The following is a 22072-nucleotide window of genomic DNA, read 5'->3' as shown; positions in this document are numbered from 1 at the left end:
CCGCCCGTGCCACCGCGTCACCACGTAGGTCCGGCAGCGTCGGATGTGGACCCGCCCCTGACCACGCGTCCGGGGCACCGCCGTCGCCTCGCCCCGGGGCTCACCCGCACCGCGGCCCCCGACCGGGCCCGCGCGCCCGCGCTCGCCCGGCGGCTCGCGGCCTCGTGTGCGGCCGGTGGGGGTGGTGCGGGTGTGCGGGGCGGACGGTCGGGGGCGGCCACGGCGGGGTGGATGGGAGTTGCGCATGGGTGGCCCGGGGGGAGCGCGGGGCGCCCGTGCCGGTCCGGCACCGCACGCGGTCGGCATCCGAGGGGTTGGCGGTCTTTTGGCGGGTGGGGGCTTTGCCGGGCCCGGTGGGGCGTTGGGGGATGGAAGGTGTGGGGGTGGGTGGGGTGGAGTCGTTGCCTTGGGGGGATGGGGACTTTCCCGAGCGGGATGTGGAGGGGGAGCGCGCGGCTCGGGCGGTGTTGAGTCGGCTGGTGGAGCCCGGGGACGCGGTGTTCGGGCGGGCCGTGCGGGTGTACGGGGCCGCTCGGTTGTTGCGGGATCTGCGGGGGCGTGGTGCGTTGCCCGGGGAGTTGGCTCGGCGGGATCCGGCGGGGTATCGGGTTCGGCTCGGGGCGCGTGATCCGGACGAGGACCGGGCTCGGCTCGCCGAGGTGGGTGGGAGCTTTCTGGTTCCCGGTGATCCGGGGTGGCCCACCCAGCTCGACGACCTCGGGGACGCCCGGCCGCTGGGGCTGTGGACGCGCGGCGCGACCCCGCTGCGGCTCGCCGCGCTGCGGTCGGTGGCGGTGGTGGGCGCGCGGGCGTGCACCGACTACGGCGCGCACGTCGCGGGGGCGTTCGCGGCCGAGTTGGCCGAGGCGGGCTGGACGGTCGTCTCCGGCGGCGCGTACGGGGTGGACGGGGCCGCGCACCGGGGGGCGCTCGCGGTGCGCGGGTCCACCGTCGCCGTGCTGGCGTGTGGCATCGACGTGAACTATCCGCGTGGGCACGAGCGGCTGCTGGCCCGGATCGCCGAGAAGGGCGTGCTGGTCACCGAGCTGCCGCCGGGCGCGCACCCGACCCGCTACCGCTTCATCGAGCGCAATCGGGTCATCGCGGCACTGACCCGGGGCACCGTGGTGGTCGAGGCGGCGCTGCGCAGCGGTGCGCTGATCAGTGCCCGGCGGGCCGCGCTGCTCGGCCGTCAGGTGATGGGCGTGCCGGGGCCGATCGGCTCGCCGAGTTCGGCGGGCGTACACGTGCTGCTGCGCGAGCCGGGGTCGGTCCTGGTGACCCGGGCGGCCGAGGTGATCGAGCAGGTCGGGGTGATCGGTGACGACCTCGCGCCGGTCCTGGCCGGCCCGAGCCGCCCGGGGGACGACCTGCCGCCCGAGATCCGCCGGATCCTGGACGTGGTGCCGTGGCGTGGCGCGCTGTCCACGGCCGCGATCGCGCACGAGGCGGGATCGGCGCCGGCCGCCACGCGACGCCGACTCGACGTGCTGGCGGCCCGCGAACTCGTGGATCGCACCTCGAAGGGGTGGCGTCGCCGTGGCGGTGCTTGACCTGGGGCCGCAGTGATCATCACCGTGAGGGGAGGAGGCCCGATCGAGGAGGTGTGCCATACCCGTGACCGACGAGCGCGCCCGAGAACGCCGCCCCGGACAGGATCACCCCACCGGCGACCGCGGTCGCCCCGACGGCGACTCGTCGCCGCCCCACCGGACCCACCCACCACACTCCGACACGGCCCACGACGAAGCCTCCGGCGCGCCCCGCCCCCGAGCCCACCCCCACCACCGGCGCGCCCCCCGGGGCGTCGGTTGCCTGGGCGCCGGTGCCGGAGCGTGGAGGAGTGCGGGGGGCGGGGTGTGCGCCCCCTGGGGTGCGGGTGCTGTCCGTGGGCAATGCCGTGCGGGCCGGGCCGGTGGGTCCGCCGCAGGGGGGTCGCCGCGTGCGCGGGTGTGTCGAGGGGCGTGGTGCGGGTGGCGCCGAGCGACCCCTACGCCTCGGTCCGAGGCGGTTCGGCGCGCGCCGGGCGGCTTCGGGCGGGATGCCGTGATTCGGGCGATCGGGGCCGAGCCCCGTCGTTGTAGCGCTCGGGAGTCGTCAGGTCACGCTACGCTCGCGAGGACGCAGATCTACACGCACGTTTCCGTGGAACGACACAAGGCCACGTATGCCCAAGCACACCCCAGGGCGTAAGAGCGCCACCGCGGCCGCGTCCGAGAACGGACCGGCCGTCACCGTCGAGGACGGTGGCGCTTCCAACCGCGCGCTGGAGAACCTTTGGAGCGACTTCAAGCGCTCGGGGGACCCCACCCTGCGGGAACGCCTCATCCTGAATTACTCGCCGCTCGTGAAGTACGTCGCCGGGCGGGTCGGCGTCGGCCTTCCGGCCAATGTGGACCAGGCCGATTTCGTCTCGTACGGGATGTTCGGCCTGATCGACGCGATCGAGAAGTTCGATCTTGATCGCGCGATCAAATTCGAAACCTATGCGATCAGTCGCATCCGCGGCGCGATCATCGACGAACTGCGCGCGCTGGACTGGATCCCCCGATCCGTCCGACAGAAGGCCCGCGCGGTCGAACTGGCGTACGCGGGGCTGGAGGCCAAGCTCAACCGCACCCCCTCGGAGGTCGAGGTGGCCCGCGAGATGGGCATCGCGCTCGAGGACCTGCACGCGATCTTCAGCCAGCTCTCGCTGATCAACGTGATGGCCCTCGACGAACTCCTGCACACCGGCCAGGACGGCGGCGACCGGCTCAGCCTGGTCGACACGCTGGAGGACACCACCGCCGACGACCCGGTCGAGGTGGCCGAGAGCCGCGAGATGCGCCACCTGCTCGCCCGCGCGGTCAACGCGCTGCCGGAACGGGAGAAGACCGTGGTCACGCTCTACTACTTCGAGGGACTGACCCTGTCCCAGATCGGCCAGGTGCTCGGGGTGACCGAGAGCCGCACCTGCCAGATCCACACCAAGGCCGTGCTCCAACTGCGCGGCAAGTTGTCCGACGCGCGGTGAAGGCTTCGCGCGGTGTTCGCGGCCCGGCCTTCGTCGAATGTCGGGGTGATTCCTTAATGTGGACAAGTGGACAGCACATCGGCAGCCCCGGCGACACCCCGCTCCGTACCGCGGCGATACGGCCCCGACGACCTCGCCCGCTGGGTCCCCGAGCCCAACAAACGACGCGGGCGCACCGCGTTCCAGCGGGACCGGGCCCGGGTGCTGCACTCGGCCGCGCTGCGCCGACTCGCCGGCAAGACCCAGGTGGTGACCCCCGGCGAGAGCACCCCGGCCGGCCAGGACAGCCCGCGCACCCGGCTCACCCACTCGCTCGAATGCGCCCAGATCGGCCGTGAGCTGGGCCAGGCGCTCGGCTGCGACCCGGACCTCGTGGAGACCGCCTGCCTGGCGCACGACCTGGGCCACCCGCCGTTCGGCCACAACGGCGAACGCGCCCTCGACGAGGCGGCCAAGAGTTGCGGCGGCTTCGAGGGCAACGCGCAGAGCCTGCGCCTGCTCACCCGGCTCGAACCCAAGACGTTCGCCCCCGACGGCCGCAGCGTCGGCCTGAACCTGACCCGCGCCGGCCTCGACGCGGTGCTCAAATACCCGTGGCCCCGCCGCCAGGACAAGCACGCCTACGGCGCGTACGACGACGACCGGGCCGTGTTCGACTGGGTGCGCGAGGGTGCCGACCCCGGCCGCCGCTGCCTGGAGGCCCAGGTGATGGACTGGTCCGACGACGTCGCCTACTCCGTGCACGACCTGGAGGACGCCGTCCAGTCGCACCGCCTCGACCTGGTCCGCCTGCGCGACGCGGGCGAGCGCCGCGAACTGCTCGACCTCACCGTGCGCCGCTACCGCCCCGACTGCGTGGCCGACGAACTCGGCGAGGCGCTGGACCGGTTGCTCGCGCTCGACTTCTGGCCGGCGGGCTACGACGGCTCGCGCCGCGCCCAGGCCCGGCTCAAGAACGCCACCAGCGGCCTGATCGGCCGCTTCTGCCTGGCCGCCGAGCACGCCACCCGGGAGCTGTACGGCACCGCGCCGGTCCTTCGCTACGCCGCCGACCTGATCGTCCCGCGCGAGATCCGCCTCGAATGCGCGGTGCTCAAGGCGGTCACCGCGCGCTACGTAATGGCCCGCGAGGGCGCCGAACAACTGCGCGAGCGCCAGCGCACCGTCCTCACCGACCTGGTCGAACTGCTCGCCGCCGGCGCCCCCGAGCGGCTGGACGCGTCCCTGCGCGAGGACTGGATCGAAGCCGACACCGACGCGGCCCGGCTGCGCGTGGTGATCGACCAGGTCGCCTCCCTGACCGACCGCGCCGCCCTCACCCTGCACGCCACGCTGACCACCCGATGAACCGGCCCGACCCGTCACCGCCCCCGAGTGTCGGACGGACCCGTAGACTCGACGATCGTGGCCGGCCGTATCCGTGAAGAAGACGTCAGGCGGGTCCGCGAGACGGCACGCATCGCGGAGATCGCCGAACAACACCTGCAACTGCGCAACGCGGGCGGAGGAAACTTCAAGGGGCTCTGCCCCTTCCACGACGAGAAGTCCCCCTCCTTCCAGGTCAGCCCCGCCAAGAACCTCTGGTACTGCTTCGGCTGCGGCGAAGGCGGCGACGTTCTCGACTTCGTCATGCGCCTGGACCACACCACGTTCTCCGAGACGGTGGAGCGGCTGGCCCAGCAGTACGGCATCGAGCTGCACTACGAGGAGGGCGGCTACACCCCCGGGCGCCAGCAGGGCCGGCGCACCCGCCTGGTCGAGGCGCACCGGATCGCCGCCGCGTGGTTCGCCGACCAGCTCGGCACCCCCGAGGCGGAGACCGCCCGCCGATTCCTCGCCGACCGGGGCTTCCCGCAGGACGCCGCCGAGCGGTTCTCGCTCGGCTACGCGCCCAAGGGCTGGGAGAACCTGGTCCGATTCCTGCGCGGCAAGGGCTTCACCCCGCAGGAGATGCTGGAGGGCGGGCTGGCCAGCGAGGGCCGCAACGGCCCGATGGACCGCTTCCGCGGCCGGCTGGTCTGGCCGATCCGCGACATCACGGGCGACGTGATCGGCTTCGGCGCGCGCAAGCTCTACGACGACGACAACGGCCCCAAGTACCTGAACACCCCCGAGACGCCCATCTACAAGAAGTCCCAGGTGCTCTACGGCCTCGACCTGGCCAAGAAGGAGATCGCCAAGTCCGGCCGGGCGGTCATCGTCGAGGGCTACACCGACGTGATGGCCTGCCACCTCGCCGGCGCCGGCACCGCGATCGCCACCTGCGGCACCTCCTTCGGCGACGAGCACATCAAGGTGCTGCGCCGACTGCTGATGGACTCCGGCGAGTTCCGCGGCGAGGTGATCTTCACCTTCGACGGCGACGCCGCCGGCCGAAAGGCCGCGCTGCGCGCGTTCGAGGAGGACCAGAAGTTCGTCACCCGCACGTTCGTCGCGGTCGAGCCGGGCGGCCTGGACCCGTGCGACCTGCGCCTGGAACAGGGCGACGAGGCCGTACTCGCCCTGATCGACGCGCGTGTCCCGCTCTTCGAGTTCGCCATCCGCAGCCGGATCGAGGGCCACGACCTGTCCACCGCCGAGGGCCGGGTCGCCGCCCTCGACGCCGCCGCGCCGGTCATCGCCGGCATCAAGGACCAGGCGCTGCGTCACACCTACGCGGTCCGACTCGACTCGATGCTGGGCTTCTTGGACGAGAAGTTCGTGGTCGGCCGAGTCGCCCAGGTCAACCGGTGGCAGCGCGAGCGGGCCGCGCGCGGCGAGCGCGGCGGCGGCCCCACCCAGGGGCCCGCCACCCCGGCCAACGGCCGACAGCCGGCGGCCCCGCAGCGCCCCGCGGGCTTTCGCCCCGACCCGCGCGACATGTGCCAGGCGGTCCAGCGCGAGGTGCTCAAGCTCGCGCTCCAGGCGCCCGCGCTGGTCGCGCCCGCGTTCGACCACTACGAGGCGGACGAGTTCACCGCCGCGCCGTACGCGGCGGTGCGCACGGCGATCGCGACCGCCGGCGGCGTGTGCTGCGACCTCGCGCAGACCCCGAACTGGGTCGGCGAGGTGCGCGTCGCGGCGCCCGACGACGCCGTGCGGCACATGGTCACCGAACTGGCCGTGGAGAACATGCGGTTGAGCAGCGACCCGGACCGGGCGTACGCCGACGGCAACCTGGTCCGGCTGCGGGTGTTCTCCGCCGAACGCCGGATCGCCGACGCCAAATCCCGTCTGCTGCGCCTGGACCCGGGCCGCGACGCGGAGGAGTACGGGTGGGTCTGGCAGGAGCTGACCACCCTGGAGACGTACAAGCGGGCCCTGCTCGACCGCGGCGCCGAGGCCCTCTACGCCCCCGGCGGCTGAGCACCGTCGGGCCGGGCACCCCAAAGCCCCCTCCCGGCCGGCCGAATCGGGCGAACCGCCCACGCCGGGCGAGATTTCCCCGCCCGGACTCTCGGCTACAGGCCCCCTCGTGCAGCAGACTGGGGAAGGTGCATCGGCGCACCAGAGGGGGGAAAACGCCCGGCGGCGACCCCGCCCACACGGAACGGACGGATGAGCCTGAACCGGGCCCGGCCACCGTCCTCACGAAGCACGTCACCCCAGGAACCGCGCCACCCACCCCGACCGTGGTCGAGGCGACCGCCGCGCCGGCCGGCGACGGCGAACCCGACGAACTCGCCCGCCCCGCCGAATCCGCCGGCTCCTCCGCCGACCTGCTGCGCCAGTACCTGCGCGAGATCGGCCGGGTGCCGCTGCTGAGCGCCGCCGACGAGGTCGACCTGGCCCGCAGGGTCGAGGCCGGACTGTTCGCCGGGGCCCGCCTGCTCGACGACCCGCCCGCCGACCCCGCCGCCCGGGACGCGCTCGCCATCCTGGTCCGCGACGGCGAACGCGCCAAACGCCGGCTGATCGAGGCCAATCTGCGCCTGGTGGTCTCGATCGCAAAACGCTACGTCGGCCGCGGTCTGGGCCTGCTCGACCTGGTCCAGGAGGGCAACCTGGGGCTGATCCGCGCGGTGGAGAAGTTCGACTACACCAAGGGCTTCAAGTTCTCCACCTACGCCACGTGGTGGATCCGCCAGGCGATGAGCCGGGCGCTGGCCGACCAGGCCCGGACCATCCGGGTCCCGGTACACGTGGTCGAACTGATCAACCGGGTCATCCGGGTCCAGCGCCGCCTGTTGCAGGAGCGCGGCGAGGAACCCACCGCCGAGGACGTCGCCGCCGTGCTCGACCTCACCGCCGAGCGGGTCACCGAGATCCTGCGGCTGGCCCAGGAGCCGGTGTCGCTGCACACCCCCGTCGGCGAGGACGAGGTGCTGCTCGGCGACATCGTCGAGGACACCGACGCGACCGCCCCGGCCGAGGCCGCCGCCTACCTGATGCTGCGCGAGCACCTGGAGGCACTGTTGTCCACACTCGGCGACCGCGAGCGGCAGGTGGTACAGCTCCGCTACGGGCTCGCCGACGGTGAACCGCACACGCTCGAGGAGATCGGCCGGGTCTTCGGGGTGACCCGGGAGCGCATACGCCAGATCGAGTCACGCACCCTGTCCCGGCTCCGCGAGCGGTCGTACTCGGAGCAACTGCGGGGCTATCTCGACTGATCCCTGGCGTTTCGGCTTACGTCTGCTGTCAGAATTCGCCCATGCCGACAAGCCCGACACCCACCCTCGTCGCCGGGGTGCACTGCTCAGCGCACCAGTTGCGCATTCTCGTCTGCGACGCCGCGACCGGTACGCCGCTGCGCCAGGGGCGCGCCGCGTACGCCGAGGGCGCCTCGACCACGCCGGGCGCGTGGTTGCGGGCCTTCGGGGAGGCCGCGGCGGGCGGTCTCCTCGACGGCGTGGCGGCGATCGCGGTGGCCGCGCAGAACCACGGCGCGGTGCCGCTGGACGCCCAGGGGGTGATCCTGGGGCATCCGCTGCCCGACGAGGACTCCTCGGCCTCCGGCGCCGCCGCCGACCTGGTGGACGCGCTCGGCGGCCCGGCCGCGTGGACGGCCGCCACCGGCGCGGTGCCGGGCTCCTCGTCCGCGATCGCGCAACTGCGCCGGTTCGCCCGGTTCGAGCCCGAGGCGGTGACCCGGATCGCCACCGTGCTGCTGCCGCACGACTGGGTGACCTGGCAACTGCTCGGCTGCCCGCCGGACCCGGTCACCGACCGGGCGGACGCCTCCACCACCGGCTACTACGCGACCACGGGGGAGTGGCGCGAGGACCTCATACACCTGGCCATCGGCCGGGTGCCGCGCGCGCCGATCGTGCTGCCGCCGGGCGCCGCCGCCGGGCGTACGCCGGAGGGGATCCTGGTCGCACCCGGCACCGGTGCCGAGGCGGCGCTGGCCCTCGGCGCGGACCTGGCCGACGGCGACGTGGTGGTGTCGCTCGGCACCACCGGCGTCGCGTTCGCGGTCCACCCCGTGCCCTTGGCCGACCCCGCGGGCGTGGTCGGCTCGTACGCCGACGCCACCGGGCGATACCTGCCGCTGGTGCGCACCCTCAACGCGGCCCGGGTGCTGCGCGGCACCGCCTCGATGCTCGGCGTGGACGCCGAGGAGTTCGATCGCATCGCGCTGGAGTGCACGCCGGGCGCGAGCGGGCTGGTCCTGCTCCCCTACCTGGAGGGCGAACACATCCCCGACCTGCCGCACGCGGCGGGCACGCTCACCGGGCTGCGCCGGGAGAGCATGACCCCGCCGGCGCTCGCGCGTGCCGGGGTCGAGGGGATGTTGTGCGGCGTTTCGGACGCGTTGGACGCGCTGCGCGATCGGGATGTGGCGGTGGAGCGGCTGATCCTGATCGGTCCGGGAGCACGCTCGGCGGCGGTGGCGGGGATCGCGCCCGCGCTGTTCGGCGTGCCGACCGCGGTGCCGCCGGCGGCGCTCGCGGGCCGGTTCGTGGCCCGTGGCGCGGCCCGGCAGGCGGCCTGGGCGCTGTTCGGGGTGCTGCCGGAGTGGCCTGCGGACATAGACACGTTCATCCGGGCCGACGAGGACGAACTCGCCCTCGGCGACGCGGTCCGGGCCCAGTACCGCGAGGTACGCAACCGCCTGCACCCCGGCGCCGTGACCCCACCACGGGAAAACGCCGAGACGAGCGGCCGCCACAGAAGAGACTGACAAACGCCCGAGACCCCGCCGCCCGCGCCCGCCGCCTGGGCCATGCCGGTCGCCGGCGTGCGGGAATCGACGGATGTGGGTGGAGGTGCCGGCTCGCCCGTCCGGGCGTGCCATGGGTGCCCGCGCCGGTGGTCCCGGGCGGGTCCACGGGTATCCCCGTCGTTCCGCCCGGGACCACCGGCGCGTTGTGGGCGTGGTCCGAGGTGTTACAGCCCCTGGCCGTGGCGCGACGACGTCACCGACGTGCCGTTCGTGCCGTGTCCGCCGAAGCGGTCCGGCAGGTGCCGACCCACCCGCTCGGGCAGGTGCTCGCCGATCGCGCGGCCGGCCTTGGCGCCCGCCTCGCGACCGAGCCCGGCCGCCGCGTGCCCGGCCTTCTGCGCCGGCGGGCTGCTCGCCACCGTGCCGGAAAGCTTGCGGATCTGCTCGTACCGCTCCCGCCCGGCCTTCGCCCCCAGGACGTAGCCGATGGCGAGGCCGGTGACGAAGGTGAGCTTGTTGATCATGGTGTCCTCCGCGGTCGTTTGTCCCGCCCGTGCACGTCAGCGCCTACCCGGGCGACGTGCGTAGGCAACCTGTGAGGTCCTACCGGAAAAACCCTGGTGCGGGCCACCCCTCGGAATGCGCTAATGTATTCCACGCAGCGACCGCCAGACGGTCCGACGCAATCCCGCATAGCTCAATTGGCAGAGCAGCCGGCTGTTAACCGGCAGGTTATTGGTTCGAGTCCAATTGCGGGAGCCATCGACAGCGCCCGCCGGTCCACCGGCGGGCGCTGTCGCGTATCCGGGCCGCGTCGGCTCATTCGCTCCCGGTCCGGGCCCAGAACTCCTGCCAGGACGGCCACTCCTCGGGCAACCGCGCATCGGTGATCATCGGGTTGTCGGGGAAGTGGAAGCGCCCCGGCACGGCCAGCGGATGCTCCAGCACGTCGGCGGCGTAGAAGGCCCTGGGCTTGCGGCTGCGGAAGTACCAGCGCCCGTCCCGCCGTTCGTAGCGATCCCGATACTGCATCGGCATCACCACCCACAGGTCGCCCACCTCGTGCTCGGGACGGCAGTACACGACACCCGTCGCGTGGTCCTCGTCGACCAGGTCGATCACGTGGTTCCCGATCAGGTGGAAGGTGATCCCGTACGGCCGCAACACCGGATCGAACCACTCGGCGAGCGCGGCCCGACCCACACCGCCCGCCCCCGTGCGCACGTCCGGCACGAACAGGTCGGCCAGCGCCGGCACGTCCCGGCTGTCCAGCGCCAGCGCGTAGCGGGCGGCCAGTTGGCGAATCTGCTCGTGCGCCTCCAGGCGATCGAGCCGGGTGGTGATCGAATCCGACATGCTGCCTCCGTAAGCTGACGGCCAGTCAGATATCACGGTGTCAGACGACCGACCCGGACCACGCTCCGGGTCGGCCCGTCGGGACGCCCACCCCGTGGGGAGCGCGCATGGTCGACGTCGGCATCTATCTGGACCTGCGCAATCCGGTCGAGTGGCGCCAGGACTGGTCCCGGCTGTACGCCTTCACACTGGAGCTGTGCGAGGAGGCGGACCGGCTCGGCGTGCACTCGATCTGGACCACCGAGCACCACGGCTTCGACGACGGCTACCTCAGCCAGCCGCTCACGCTGGCCGCCGCGATCGCCGCGCGCACGAAGCGGGCCCGGATCGGCACCGGTGTGACCATCGCGCCGCTGCGCCACCCCGCGCACCTGGCCGAGGAGGCCGCGGTCGTGGACCTGGTCAGCGGCGGGCGGCTGGAGCTGGGCATCGGCACCGGCTACCGCAGGCCCGAGTACGACCTCTTCGACCGAGGCGACCTGCTCGCGACCCGATTCGGCGCCACCGACGCGAGCGCGCGCGAGATTCGCAGGTTGTGGGAGACCGGCACGATCAGCCCGCCGCCCGTGCAGCGCCGGCCGCGGATCTGGCTCGGCTACCAGGGGCCGCAGGGCGCGCGGCGGGCCGGACTGCTCGGCGAGTCGCTGCTCACCGCGAACCCGGCGATGGCCGCGCCGTACCTGGACGGCCTGCGCGCCGGGGGGCACGATCCGGCGACCGCGCGGATGGCCGGGCTGCTCAACGGCTGGATCACCGAGGATCCCGAGCGGGACTGGCCGGTGGTCTCCCGCCACCTCGCGCACCAGTGGGACGGCTACCACCGGTACGCGGCGGAGGGCACCGGGGCCGCGCCGCCGCGCCCGATCGACCCGAACCGTTGGCGAGCACGCGGGTTGTCCGCGGCGCCCGGCCACTTCCTGCACGCCACCCCGGAGGACGCGGCGCGGGAGATCCGGGCCTACGTGGCCGATACGCCGATCGAGACGGTGTGGTTCTTCGCCTCGCTGAGCGGGATGACCGAGGACATGGTCCGCGCCCACGTGACCACGCTGTGCTCCCGCCTGGCGCCGCTGGTGGCATAGCGCGGCGCCCCACCCCTGGCGCGCCCCCCACCTCGCCCCCCGCGCCTCACCCCCGGCGTCGTGACGGGCGCCGAGGGCGAGGAAGCGGCGGACGGATCGCGCGTATGGCACGGACGATCGACTGTCTGCGATCGACGGCGGGATGCGAACGGTTTCGGGCAGGATGAGACCACGCCCGCGAGGATCCCCCCGGGCGTTGGTCGGGCCTGACCGGTTATGCTGCGTCAGGCTGTCCGGCAGCGGACGGCAAGGGGCGGTAGCTCAGCTGGTTAGAGCAGGGGACTCATAATCCTCTGGCCGTGGGTTCGAGTCCCACCCGCCCCACCCGTTCTTCTCGGCGCCGTCGAGTGCCGACCGCATTCGAGTTCCCATGCCGTGCCCTCGTACCGTGTGCTTGCGTGTCGGCTCGTCCCACCCGATGTGTTGGTTGCTGTGTGTCGTCGGGCGACTCTTTTCCGTAGTCGAGTCAGAGCTTAGCGGGCTTTTGATGGATTCCGGGAGTGAAATCACTCGAACGGGCTATCCCCATGTATATCCCTGGCGGGACGTCACCTCGGCGAGCGTGCGCTGGCCGGACGCGCTCGGGTGGAACCAGTCCCAGTGGCTCACGTCGTTCTTGCCGAACCGCTGGGTGTTGACCACGCCGCCGTCGTAGCGGCAGTTGGCCCAGGTCGAACACACCTCGCGCAGCTTGGCGTTGTACGCGGTCACCCGGTCACGGACCCGCTGTCGGCGGTCCAGCGCGTCGGGCTTGGTCGACTGCGGGTCGTCCAGCATCGACTGGCACACGTTGCCCACCGACCACACCGTGCGGGCCAGGAACTCGTCGTGCCCGGTCTCCCACATGCGACCCAGGTCCGGGATGCTGACCACGAGCACACGCGTGTTCGGCAGGCCCGTGCGCAGGACGCCCAGCGCGTCGCGGAACTGGCTCTCGTAGGTGCCCGGCGAGGTCATCTCGTCCACGGTGTGCCGACAGGCGTCGTTGGCGCCGATCAGGATCGTGACGTAGTCGACCCGCTGGCCGACCGCCTGCCGGGCCTGACCCGCCAGATCGGTCATCTTCGCGCCGGTCTTGGCGTTGTTGAACACGGCGTCGGCCGGCAGGCCGAGCCGCTTCGCGTGGCTGTTCACATCGGCCGAGGTGCCCGTGGCCCACGACTTCTCCGGGCAGTCCTGGAGCGGTGAACAGGTATCGAACCCCCGGGTGATCGAGTCGCCCAGGGCCGCCATCGAATGGGGCCGGGGCGGCACGGTCGCGGTGGGTGGTTTCTCGGGTGCAGGCGACAGCACCTTGCCGTTGGGCTGTTCGGCCGCGGTCGGGTTGCCGGGTGTCGGGGTTTGCCCACCACTCGGCCCGGCAATAAGTCGATCCCCGGCAGCCGCCGGATCGGCCTTGTCGCCGTCGCCCGAATCCATGCAGGAGGACAACGTCAACAACGCCGCGACCACCATCGCGGTTGCCGCCCCTACTCGTCGTTTCCGACCCACGCCGCCCCCTCCGCCCCCTAGCATCGACACGACGATGTCCATCGACGGTATGTCACTCCTTCGTGTGAAGGCCGACAATGCCGGGAGTGGCGTCGTCGGCGGCCGGGCACGTTGAGTGCAGTGGCTCACCATTCCGATACGGTGAGTAACGAATTGTTCCTGCACATCGGACAATTGCCCACATGTGATTACGGACAGCAACTGGTGCCTGTGGTACATCCGTGGTCTGTGGGGCACAATGGAAGACCGGGATTCGAACAGGCAGTCCGAGACAAGGCTTGAGGCCGCTGGGGAAGGCGAACCTCGTCCTTGAAGCCTGGAGGTCCCGGTGACGACACGTGGAGTTCTGTACGTGCACTCCGCGCCGCGTGCGCTGTGCCCGCACGTCGAGTGGGCCGCAGCGGGCGTTCTTGGCGTGCGCGTGAGTCTGGACTGGGTCCGCCAACCGGTGGCGCCCGGGATGTTGCGGGCCGAGCTGTGCTGGCAGGGCGCGCCCGGTACCGCGTCGCGCCTCGCCTCGGCGTTGCGCGGCTGGCACCTGCTGCGCTTCGAGGCCACCGAGGAGCCCTCGGCCAACACGGAGGGGGAGCGCTACAGCAACACCCCCGAGCTCGGCATCTTCCACGCCGTCACGGGGGCGCACGGCGACATCCTGATCCCGGAGGACCGGCTGCGCGCGGTGCTCGGTCGGGCGGCGCGGGGCGAGGTCGATCTGCGCTCCGAGGTGGAGAAGCTGCTCGGCAAGCCGTGGGACGACGAGTTGGAGCCCTTCCGCTACGCGGGCGAGGGCACCCCGGTGCGCTGGCTGCACCAGGTGGTTTGAGCACGCGGGGGATCCCCGAGACGAAGACATGCGTATAGACATACCGACACGAGCGGCCCTCCCGAATCATCCGGAAGGGTCGCTCGCGTCTCCGCCTTGGGATCGAGAGCGGCCGTCGGAGCGGGTTGCCGGTGGATGCGCCCCGGGGGCACGGCGGGACGAACGGTCGCCCCGGCGTGGGTGATTCGTCCCTCTTGTGGGTTGCCTCGGGTCGGTCGGCGCCGGTACGCGAGTACTCCCGGGCACGTCGATCACCCGGTCGGCGGCGCCGGATTCGGCCGCGAACATTCGTGCCCCCGCCGCGAGATCCGCGACGGGGGCACGAACGGGTGTGCGACTGTGGGGCCTTACTCGAAGCTGCGGAAGGCGACCACGACGTTGTGCCCGCCGAAGCCGAACGAGTTGTTCAGCGCCGCGATCGTGCCGTCGGGCAGCGTGCGCGGCTCGCCCCGCACGATGTCCATGTCGACCTCGTCGTCGAGATCGTCGACGTTGATCGTGGGCGGCGCGAGGCGGTGGTGCAGGGCGAGCACGGTGGCCACCGACTCGACCGCGCCGGTGCCGCCGAGCAGGTGGCCTGTCATCGACTTGGTGCTGGTGACGGTGACCTTGTCGGCCGCCGCGTCGCCCAGCGTCGCGCGGATCGCCTTGAGTTCGGTGACGTCGCCCGCCGGGGTCGAGGTGCCGTGCGCGTTGACGTGCACGATCTCCTCCGGCGCCAGGTCGCCGTCCGCCAGCGCGAGCGCCATCGCGCGGGCGATGTCGCGGCCGGTGGGCTCGGGCTGGGCGATGTGGTGGCCGTCGGAGCTGAGCCCGGCGCCCGCGACCTCGGCGTACACGCGGGCCCCGCGGGCCGCCGCGTGCTCGGCGCTCTCCAGGATCAGGACGCCGGCGCCCTCGCCCATCACGAAGCCGTCGCGGCCCTTGTCGTACGGGCGGGACGCGCGCTGCGGCTCGTCGTTGCGCTTGGACATCGCCATCATGTTCGCGAACGCGGCCATCGGCAGCGGGTGGATCGCGGCCTCGGTGCCGCCGCAGACCACCACGTCGGCGCGGCCCGAGCGGATCATCTCCAGGCCGTAGGCGACCGCCTCGGCGCCGGACGCGCACGCGCTCACGGGGGTGTGCACACCGGCCCGCGCGCCCAGTTCGATGCCGACGTTGGCGGCCGGGCTGTTGGGCATGAGCATCGGCACGGTCAGCGGGCCGACCCGGCGCGGGCCCTTCTCGTGGAAGGTGTCCCACGCGTCGAGCAGGGTGGTGACGCCGCCGATGCCCGAGGCGATGGCCACACCCAGGCGGGTCGGGTCCACCACGAGGGCGTCCGGGGCGTCCTCGGGCACGGTGTTCTTCGCGGCGTAGCCGGCGTCGAGCCAGGCCTCGCGCGCGGCGATCATGGCGAACTGGCCGGAGCGGTCCAGGCGCCGCGCCTCGACCTTCGGCATGACCTCGAGGGGCTCGACCGCGATCCGCGCGGCGAAGGTGACCGGCAGTTGCTCGGCCCATTCCTCGGTCAGCGCCCGCGCGCCGGACGTGCCCGCGAGCAACGCGGACCACGTGGTCGCGACATCGCCGCCGACCGGCGTGGTCGCACCCAGGCCGGTGACCACCACGGCCCGCGTGGCGTCGTTGCGCTCGGTCGACTTCACTGTCTTCTCACTCTCACGCTGTGGGTTCGGGCGGCCGGCGTGCCGAGGGTGCGGCGATGCCGGGGCCCGTGGTGTGACTGCGACGGACCGGGCCGGACGCGCGAACGCGGTCCGGCCCGGAGAACGACCGGCGCTACATCCGACCTAGGCGGCGGCCTTGACGATGTAGTCCACCGCGTCGCGGACGGTCTTGAGGCCCTTGACGTCGTCGTCCGGGATCTTGACCTCGAACTTCTCCTCGGCCGCCACGACGACCTCGACCATCGACAGCGAGTCCACGTCCAGGTCGTCGATGAAGGACTTGTCCAGCTCGACCTCGTCCTGGGGGACGCCGGCGATCTCGTTGACGATGTCGGCGAGGCCCTCGAGGACCTGCTCCTGGCTAGCCATGATGCTCCTTGATTGGAATCTTGCGGTGACGTAAAGCTGTGCTGCTCGTCCGATCGGCGCCTCGCGGCGACCGACGGGGGACTACGGAAGCGTAATGACCTGCCCCGCGTACACGAGGCCGGCCCCGAATCCCATGATCAACGCGGTCCCGCCGCTGACCGCTTCGCCACTTTCGAGCATGCGCTCCATGGCGAGCGGGATGGACGCGGCGGAGGTGTTTCCGTTCTCGGCGATGTCGCGGGCGACCGGCACCTCGGGGGGCAGCTTGAGCGCCTTGATCATCGCGTCGGTGATCCGCATGTTGGCCTGGTGCGGGATGAACGCGTCCAGGTCCTCGGCCTTGACGCCGGCGGCGTCCAGGGCCTGTTCGCAGACCTTGGCCATCTCCCACACGGCCCAGCGGAAGACCTTCTGGCCCTCCATCTTGAGCGTGGGGAACTCCTGCTCGCGGTCGTCGCGCAGGTCGTTCCAGTCGACGGTCTGGGTGATCGCCTCGGCCTGGGAACCGTCCGAACCCCACACCACGGGGCCGATGCCCGGGGTCGTCGAGGGTCCGATCACCACGGCGCCCGCGCCGTCGCCGAAGATGAACGCGGTGCCCCGGTCGGACAGGTTGGTCAGGTCGCTCAGCCGCTCGACGCCGATCACCAGGACGTATTCGGCGCTGCCGCCGCGGACCATGTCACTGGCGAGCGAGACGCCGTAGCAAAAGCCCGCGCAGGCCGCGGAGACGTCGAACGCCGCCGCCCGGCCGCCACCCGCGCCCAGGCGGTGTGCGATCTCGGTGGCGATCGCCGGGGTCTGCTTGAGGTGGGTGACCGTGGAGACGATCACGCAGCCGACCTGCGAGGCGTCCAGACCCGCGTGCGCGAGGGCCTTGCCGGCCGCCGCGACGGACATCTCGGCGACGGTCTCCTCGGGGGAGGCCCAGCGCCGGGTCCGGATCCCGGAACGGGACTGGATCCACTCGTCGGAGGAGTCGATCCGGTCCACCAGCTCGGAGTTGGGCACGATCCGGGCCGGACGGTAACCGCCGACGCCGAGGATGCGCGCGTGCGCGGCTCCGGCGCGGGGGGTGATGGTTGCGGTCACGCGTGGTCCTCCCGTACGGGTTCGAGGCCGGGTGGGTTCGCGGCCGGGTGCAGAGCGGGTGTCGCGACGGGCATCACGACGGGCTCTGGGGGCCGGTCGGGCCACCGTGCGCCTCGACCAGCTTCCGGGCGGCCTCGAGGTCGTCCGGAGTCTTCAGCGCGACCGTCTCCACGCCCGGCATGGCGCGCTTGGCCAGAGCGGTCAGGGTGCCGGCGGGGGTGACCTCGATCAGGCCGGTCACGCCCAGGTCCTTCATGGTCTCCGTGCACAGGTCCCAGCGGACCGGGTTGGAGACCTGGCTGACCAGGCGCGCGACCACGTCGTGGCCGTCGTGCAGGACGGTGCCGTCGGCGTTGGACAGGAACGGGACGCTCGGATTGCGCACGCTCACGCCCGGGACCAGTTCGGCCAGGCGGTTCACCGCCGGTGCCATGTGCTCGGTGTGGAACGCGCCGGCCACGGCCAGCGGTCGCAGGCGCGCCTTCTCCGGCGGATCGGCGGCGAACGCGGCCAACTGCTCCAGGGTGCCGGCGGCGACGATCTGGCCCGCGCCGTTCATGTTGGCCGGGGTCAGGCCGTGTTCGGCGATCTTGGCGAGCACCGTCTCGGGGTCGCCGCCCAGGACCGCGCTCATCCCGGTCTGCGTGACCGCGGCGGCGGCGGCCATCGCCCGGCCCCGCTCGCGCACCAGGGTCAGCGCCGTCTCGGCGGAGATCACGCCGGTGGCGGCCGCGGCGGTCAGCTCGCCGACGCTGTGGCCGGCGGCGGCGCGTACCGCACCGGGGACGTCGTCGGGCTGCGGGAACAGTGCGAACGCGGCCACCAGACCCGAGGCGACGAGCAGCGGCTGGGCCACCGCCGTGTCACGGATCTCGTCGGCGTCGGCCTTGGTGCCGTAGTGGATCAGGTCGAGGCCGGTGACGGCCGACCACCAGCGCAGCCGGTCGGCCACGCCGTCGAGGTCGAGCCAGGGGGCGAGGAATCCGGGCGTCTGAGCGCCCTGTCCGGGGGCGACGAGTACGAGCACGAGGTCAAGCCTCTCTCCTGCGAGGGGTGGCATCCCCTTATCGGCAGGGACGAAGATCCGATGGTGACTTTGTTGGGTTCGTACAAATAGGTGCGGACTAGCTCTCGATCGCGGCCAGTCGGCCGAGGATCAGCGAGACCTGGAGGGTGAATGCGGAACGGGTCTCGGTCGGTACGAGGCCGGTGACGTCCACGACGCGTCGCAGCCGGTAGCGCACGGTATTGGGGTGGACGAAGAGCATCCGGGCGGCTCCTTCGAGACTCGCCGCCTGCTCCAGGTAGACGGAGAGCGTCTCCAGGAGCGCGGAGCCGGCCGCGTGCAGGGGTATGTAGATCTCCTCCACCAACTGCTCCCGGGCCTCGTCGTCTCCCGCGAGCGCGCGCTCGGGCAGGAGATCGTCCGCGGAAACCGGGCGCGGCGCGTCGGGCCAGGCCACGCACGCGCGGTGTCCCGACATCGCGGCTTGGGCGGAGCGTACGGCGGCCAACAGGTCGGGCACCTGGGGGCCGACCACCACCGGACCGGGGGCGAACTGGCCGATCAGCGACCGGGTCGCGCGGATCGGGTCGTCGGTGCCGCCGAGGATCACCACGAGCCGTTCGCCCTGTACTCCGGTGAGCACGTTCAGCCGGGCGTGTCGGCCCGCCCGGTGGATGCCGTCGACAACCTCCTGGGCGTCCGCGTCCGGGGCGTTGCCCACCACGACCATGACCGAGTCCGGCGAGCCCCAGCCGAGTGCCGAGGCCCGGGACAGGATGCCCTCGTCGGCCTCGCCGCGCAGCAGCGAGTGCACCACCAGGGCCTCCAGGCGGGCGTCCCACGCGCCGCGCGTCTCGGCGGCGTGCGCGTACACCTGCGCGGTGGCGAAGGCGATCTCCCGGGAGTACAGCAACAGCGACTCGCGCAACTCCTGTTCGTAGCCGGGCGCGGCCAGGGTGGCGATCTCCGCCTCGACCACCTCGATGGTGGTGCGGATCAACTCGACCGTGTGCGGCAGGGTGATGGTGCGGGTCAATTCGCGCGGCGCGGTGCCGAATACGTCGGCGCTGACCTTTTGCGGGGTCTCCGGATGCCGGAACCACTCGGTGAACGCGGAGATGCCGGCCTGGGCCACCAGACCGATCCAGGACCGGTTGTCGGCGGGCATGTTCCGGTACCAGGGAAGCGCCTCGTCCATCCTTGCGAGCGCCGCGCCCGCCAGGGCACCGGCGGACTTCTCGAGCCTGCGGACGGTCGCGGCACGAAGATCGGGTTGGGGGCTCACGGGGCCATTGTCCTCTGCCTGATGAGCGGCTCTGCCGCCGGCTCGCGAGGGACCACTTTTTCTTTCCCCCGCTTCGCTCCGCCAAGAAAGAGCGGCTCCGCCGCTCTCCGCGCCGTGCGCGTCGATCGTGTGGGCGGCCTGAGGCGTGGGCACTGACACGCCTCGGGGGTGGTGGTGGGCCGAAGGCTCGGATGTTTCGGGGGGCGGGGCGCGGTCATGCGGGGGCGTGGAGGGTGGTGGTGCGGCGGGTTCGGTCGTTGTGGGCGCCGGTGAGGACCGCGGTGTGCACGGCTCGGGCCAGGCGGGCGCCCCAGGTGGAGCGGGGGCCGGCGAAGGGTTCCACCGGGGTGTTCGGGTGGGGGATCGCGGCCGCTATGCAGATCGCGTCGGACGGGGTGCCGGTACACCGGTGGCCGGCTTCGAGGAGGGCCTGGACCTTGGCCTCTGTGGCCGTGGCGACGGCGTTGACCAGGGCCGCGTCGGACAGGGCGACCGGGATCGCGGCGATGATGTTGATCGTGCCGGGGGGCGGGGTGCCCGGCCGGCCCGGGCCGGGGGCGGCGGCCCAGGTGGGGATGCCGATTCCGGTGGTGGCCAGGGCCTCCACGCCCTCGTCCGCGCCGCGGGTCCACGCGGTGACGTCGGCGGCGGTCATCAGGCCCACGCCGGGGCCGGTCAGGCCGAGCGAGGCGGCCACCTCGGCCAGGTGGGCGGCCGGGTCCATGCGGTCGTAGCCCGGGCGGACCTGGAGGTTGAGCACCCACCCGCGTTCGCCGATCCCGCCGCCGAGCAGGGCGGAGGAGATCATCCGGTGCGGCCCGGCGCGCCAGAGCAGGGCCGGGCGACGGGTGCCGTCCTCGTCGCGGACGGGCTGCTCCGGGGTGAGCAGGGCGGACGGGGTCGGGCGCGGGTGTGGCGGTGCGGTCACGGGGCCTCCTCGGCGGTGTCTCGGGCCGGCCGGCGGGGGCGGACCGGGTGGACCCGGGGGCGGCCGTCCGGGCCCCGGTCGACGGTGACGGTCGCCTGGTAGTGCTCGGCGATCGTGTCGGGGGTGAGTACGTCGGCGGCCGGGCCGGAGGAGACCGCCCGGCCGCCGACCAGCATCAGCAGACGGTCCGCGTATTGGGCGGCCACACCCAGGTCGTGCAGGGTGGTCAGGACGGTCAGGCCGTCGGTGATCCGCAGCGTGTCGACCAGTTCCAGGACCTGCTGCTGGTGGCCCAGGTCGAGTGCGGTGGTCGGCTCGTCCAAGAGCAGCACCGGCGCCTGCTGGGCCAGCGCGCGGGCCAGCACCACGCGCTGCCGTTCGCCGCCGGAGAGCCGGCCCACGTCGCGGGCGGCGAATCGGCCCAGGTCGAGGCGGTCGATCACCTCGCTCGCGATGGCGCGGTCTCGACGCCCCGGACGAGCCAGGTAGCCCAGGTGGGGGGTGCGGCCGAGAAGGACGTACTCGTGGACGGGCATCTGGTCGGGCACGACCGGGTTTTGGGCCGTGTAGGCGATGGTCCGGGCCAGCTCGCGGGCGGAGAGGCCGCGGACCGGGCGGCCCGCCACGGTGATCTCACCCACGTGGGGGAGCAGGCCGGCGACCGCCTTCAGGAGGGTGGACTTGCCGGCGCCGTTGGGGCCGATCACCGCCACCCACTCGCCGGGCTGGACGTCGGCGCGCACATCGCGCAACACCGGGACCCCGTCCCGGTCGACCCCGGCCTCGCGCAGCGACAGACGCGCGCTCACACGTCCACCTTCCGGGTGCCGCGCAGCACGAGGACGAAGAACGGCGCGCCGACGAACGCGGTGACCACGCCGATCGGCAGTTCGCCGGGCGCGGTCAGGGTGCGGGCGAGCACGTCGGTCAGGACCAGGAACGTGGCCCCGCACAGCAGCGACATCGGCAACACCCGCCGGTAGCTGCCGCCGACGAAGCGGCGCACGAGGTGCGGCACGACGATGCCGACGAAGCCGATCAGGCCGCTGATCGCGACCGCCGACGCGGTGGCCAGCGACGCGGCGAGCAGCACCACGAGGCGGACCCGGCCGGCCCGCACGCCCAGGCCCGCGGCCTCCTCGTCGCCCACCGACATCACGTCCAAAAGCCGGCCGTGCAGCACCAGCACCACCGTGCTGAGCAGCGCGTACGGCAGGACCATACGCAGGTCGGACCAGCCGATCCCGGACAACCGGCCGAAGATCCACGAGTAGATCCGGCGCAGCTCGTCGGTGTTGGCGGACTGCACGTAGGTCTGCGCGGCGGCCAGGAACTGGGCGACCGCCACGCCCGACAGGACCAGGTTCGCGGTGCCGCCGGAGCGGTTCGCGCCGGCGCCGATGCCATACGCGAGCAGCACCCCGCCCATCGCCCCGACGAAGGAGGCCAGCGGCACCACCGGCACGCCGCCCACGCTGTCCCCGTGCGCGTACACGATCACCAGCGTCGCGCCCAGCCCCGCGCCGGACGCGGCGCCGAGCAGGTACGGGTCGGCCAGCGGATTGCGGAAGACGCCCTGATACCCGGCCCCGGCCAGGGCGAGCAGCCCGCCCACGGTCACCGCGGCCAGCACGCGCGGCAGGCGCAGGTCCATCAGCACGGCGTGCTGCACCGGGGACAGCCCGTGGTCGACGTGCACGAGCGGCAACTCGTCGAGCAGCGCGAGCACCACCCCGCGCGCGGGCAGGTCGGCCGCGCCCACGATCAGACCGAGCACGACCGCGCCGACCAGCGCCGCGCCCGCGCAGAGCAGGGGCAGCAGTGCCGGCCGGCGTCGGGGCGCCGCGAGATCCCGCATGGGCGGGC

19 protein-coding genes and 2 tRNA genes are annotated in these 22072 nt (G+C 72.7%); 10 read left to right on the top strand and 11 right to left on the bottom strand.

Annotation, left to right across the window (positions count from 1 at the left end; translation table 11 throughout):
- The first annotated feature begins 392 nt into the window (after positions 1–392).
- From dprA to ACFRCG_RS27595, 6 genes are all read left to right on the top strand, one after another.
- On the top strand, positions 393–1553 hold the full coding sequence (dprA, locus tag ACFRCG_RS27620) for a DNA-processing protein DprA (RefSeq protein WP_380036294.1): 1161 nt from the start codon (positions 393–395) through the stop codon (positions 1551–1553).
- A 614-nt stretch (positions 1554–2167) separates the two neighbouring features.
- The gene (whiG, locus tag ACFRCG_RS27615) at positions 2168–3016 is read left to right on the top strand and encodes an RNA polymerase sigma factor WhiG (RefSeq protein WP_379995307.1); all 849 of its coding nucleotides are present in this window, start codon (positions 2168–2170) and stop codon (positions 3014–3016) included.
- A 66-nt stretch (positions 3017–3082) separates the two neighbouring features.
- Positions 3083–4363: a deoxyguanosinetriphosphate triphosphohydrolase gene (locus ACFRCG_RS27610; protein WP_380036292.1), complete on the top strand. Its 1281-nt coding sequence runs from the start codon at positions 3083–3085 to the stop codon at positions 4361–4363.
- Between the two features lie 57 nt (positions 4364–4420).
- Positions 4421–6361 carry a DNA primase gene (dnaG, locus tag ACFRCG_RS27605; protein WP_380036290.1) on the top strand — a complete coding sequence of 647 codons (1941 nt, stop codon included), beginning with the start codon at positions 4421–4423 and terminating at the stop codon, positions 6359–6361.
- A gap of 128 nt (positions 6362–6489) precedes the next feature.
- Complete coding sequence (locus ACFRCG_RS27600) at positions 6490–7608, top strand: RNA polymerase sigma factor (RefSeq protein ID WP_380036288.1); 1119 nt, start codon at positions 6490–6492, stop codon at positions 7606–7608.
- Positions 7609–7649: 41 nt separating this feature from the next.
- A complete protein-coding gene (locus tag ACFRCG_RS27595; protein ID WP_380036286.1) occupies positions 7650–9122 on the top strand; it encodes an FGGY-family carbohydrate kinase in 1473 nt (490 codons plus the stop codon).
- 206 nt (positions 9123–9328) lie between these two features.
- On the opposite strand, the gene ACFRCG_RS27590 is transcribed toward ACFRCG_RS27595, so the two are convergent.
- Entirely contained in the window at positions 9329–9628 is a 300-nt protein-coding gene (locus ACFRCG_RS27590) for a YtxH domain-containing protein (protein ID WP_380036284.1), read from the bottom strand.
- Between the two features lie 162 nt (positions 9629–9790).
- On the opposite strand from ACFRCG_RS27590, the gene ACFRCG_RS27585 reads away from it, so the two are divergent.
- A tRNA-Asn gene (locus ACFRCG_RS27585) sits at positions 9791–9866 on the top strand.
- 57 nt (positions 9867–9923) lie between these two features.
- Here ACFRCG_RS27585 and ACFRCG_RS27580 read toward each other — a convergent pair.
- Entirely contained in the window at positions 9924–10460 is a 537-nt protein-coding gene (locus tag ACFRCG_RS27580; RefSeq protein WP_380036282.1) for a nuclear transport factor 2 family protein, read from the bottom strand.
- A gap of 107 nt (positions 10461–10567) precedes the next feature.
- On the opposite strand from ACFRCG_RS27580, the gene ACFRCG_RS27575 reads away from it, so the two are divergent.
- Positions 10568–11542, top strand: coding sequence for an LLM class flavin-dependent oxidoreductase (locus tag ACFRCG_RS27575; RefSeq protein WP_380036280.1), 975 nt, complete (start codon positions 10568–10570; stop codon positions 11540–11542).
- A 250-nt stretch (positions 11543–11792) separates the two neighbouring features.
- Positions 11793–11866, top strand: a tRNA-Ile gene (locus tag ACFRCG_RS27570).
- Positions 11867–12061: 195 nt separating this feature from the next.
- Here ACFRCG_RS27570 and ACFRCG_RS27565 read toward each other — a convergent pair.
- Entirely contained in the window at positions 12062–13033 is a 972-nt protein-coding gene (locus ACFRCG_RS27565) for an SGNH/GDSL hydrolase family protein (protein ID WP_380036278.1), read from the bottom strand.
- A 328-nt stretch (positions 13034–13361) separates the two neighbouring features.
- On the opposite strand from ACFRCG_RS27565, the gene ACFRCG_RS27560 reads away from it, so the two are divergent.
- The gene (locus tag ACFRCG_RS27560) at positions 13362–13856 is read left to right on the top strand and encodes a DUF3145 domain-containing protein (RefSeq protein WP_379995325.1); all 495 of its coding nucleotides are present in this window, start codon (positions 13362–13364) and stop codon (positions 13854–13856) included.
- A 347-nt stretch (positions 13857–14203) separates the two neighbouring features.
- Here ACFRCG_RS27560 and fabF read toward each other — a convergent pair whose 3' ends face one another.
- The 8 genes from fabF to ACFRCG_RS27520 form a co-directional block, all read right to left on the bottom strand.
- Complete coding sequence (gene fabF / locus ACFRCG_RS27555) at positions 14204–15505, bottom strand: beta-ketoacyl-ACP synthase II (protein WP_380036276.1); 1302 nt, start codon at positions 15503–15505, stop codon at positions 14204–14206.
- Positions 15506–15649: 144 nt separating this feature from the next.
- A complete protein-coding gene (locus ACFRCG_RS27550) occupies positions 15650–15895 on the bottom strand; it encodes an acyl carrier protein (RefSeq protein WP_371863166.1) in 246 nt (81 codons plus the stop codon).
- An 81-nt stretch (positions 15896–15976) separates the two neighbouring features.
- Positions 15977–16987, bottom strand: coding sequence for a beta-ketoacyl-ACP synthase III (locus ACFRCG_RS27545; RefSeq protein WP_380036274.1), 1011 nt, complete (start codon positions 16985–16987; stop codon positions 15977–15979).
- A 73-nt stretch (positions 16988–17060) separates the two neighbouring features.
- Positions 17061–18014, bottom strand: coding sequence for an ACP S-malonyltransferase (locus ACFRCG_RS27540; RefSeq protein ID WP_380036272.1), 954 nt, complete (start codon positions 18012–18014; stop codon positions 17061–17063).
- Positions 18015–18111: 97 nt separating this feature from the next.
- Positions 18112–19278, bottom strand: a complete 1167-nt coding sequence (locus ACFRCG_RS27535) for a CdaR family transcriptional regulator (protein ID WP_078975217.1) — start codon at positions 19276–19278, stop codon at positions 18112–18114.
- A 214-nt stretch (positions 19279–19492) separates the two neighbouring features.
- Positions 19493–20206, bottom strand: coding sequence for an adenosylcobinamide amidohydrolase (locus ACFRCG_RS27530; protein ID WP_380036270.1), 714 nt, complete (start codon positions 20204–20206; stop codon positions 19493–19495).
- Positions 20203–21015: an ABC transporter ATP-binding protein gene (locus tag ACFRCG_RS27525; RefSeq protein ID WP_380036268.1), complete on the bottom strand. Its 813-nt coding sequence runs from the start codon at positions 21013–21015 to the stop codon at positions 20203–20205. Before ACFRCG_RS27525 ends, ACFRCG_RS27530 begins: the two co-directional genes overlap by 4 nt.
- Positions 21012–22064, bottom strand: coding sequence for a FecCD family ABC transporter permease (locus tag ACFRCG_RS27520; protein WP_380036266.1), 1053 nt, complete (start codon positions 22062–22064; stop codon positions 21012–21014). The genes ACFRCG_RS27525 and ACFRCG_RS27520 overlap by 4 nt, the downstream gene beginning before the upstream one ends.
- Between the last annotated feature and the right edge of the window lie 8 nt (positions 22065–22072).

This window comes from Embleya sp. NPDC056575 (assembly GCF_042793325.1).
Lineage (GTDB): Bacteria > Actinomycetota > Actinomycetes > Streptomycetales > Streptomycetaceae > Embleya.
Note: the sequence above shows the minus strand (reverse complement) of the source record. Positions and strands in the feature narration are given on the sequence as shown.

Excerpts from the sequence above, each read along its gene's own strand:
- ACFRCG_RS27590 (WP_380036284.1), bottom strand. The coding sequence starts at position 9,628 with ATGATCAACAAGCTCACCTTCGTCACCGGCCTCGCCATCGGCTACGTC.
- ACFRCG_RS27520 (WP_380036266.1), bottom strand. The coding sequence starts at position 22,064 with ATGCGGGATCTCGCGGCGCCCCGACGCCGGCCGGCACTGCTGCCCCTG.
- ACFRCG_RS27550 (WP_371863166.1), bottom strand. The coding sequence starts at position 15,895 with ATGGCTAGCCAGGAGCAGGTCCTCGAGGGCCTCGCCGACATCGTCAAC.
- whiG (WP_379995307.1), top strand. The coding sequence starts at position 2,168 with ATGCCCAAGCACACCCCAGGGCGTAAGAGCGCCACCGCGGCCGCGTCC.
- ACFRCG_RS27595 (WP_380036286.1), top strand. The coding sequence starts at position 7,650 with ATGCCGACAAGCCCGACACCCACCCTCGTCGCCGGGGTGCACTGCTCA.
- ACFRCG_RS27575 (WP_380036280.1), top strand. The coding sequence starts at position 10,568 with ATGGTCGACGTCGGCATCTATCTGGACCTGCGCAATCCGGTCGAGTGG.
- ACFRCG_RS27580 (WP_380036282.1), bottom strand. The coding sequence starts at position 10,460 with ATGTCGGATTCGATCACCACCCGGCTCGATCGCCTGGAGGCGCACGAG.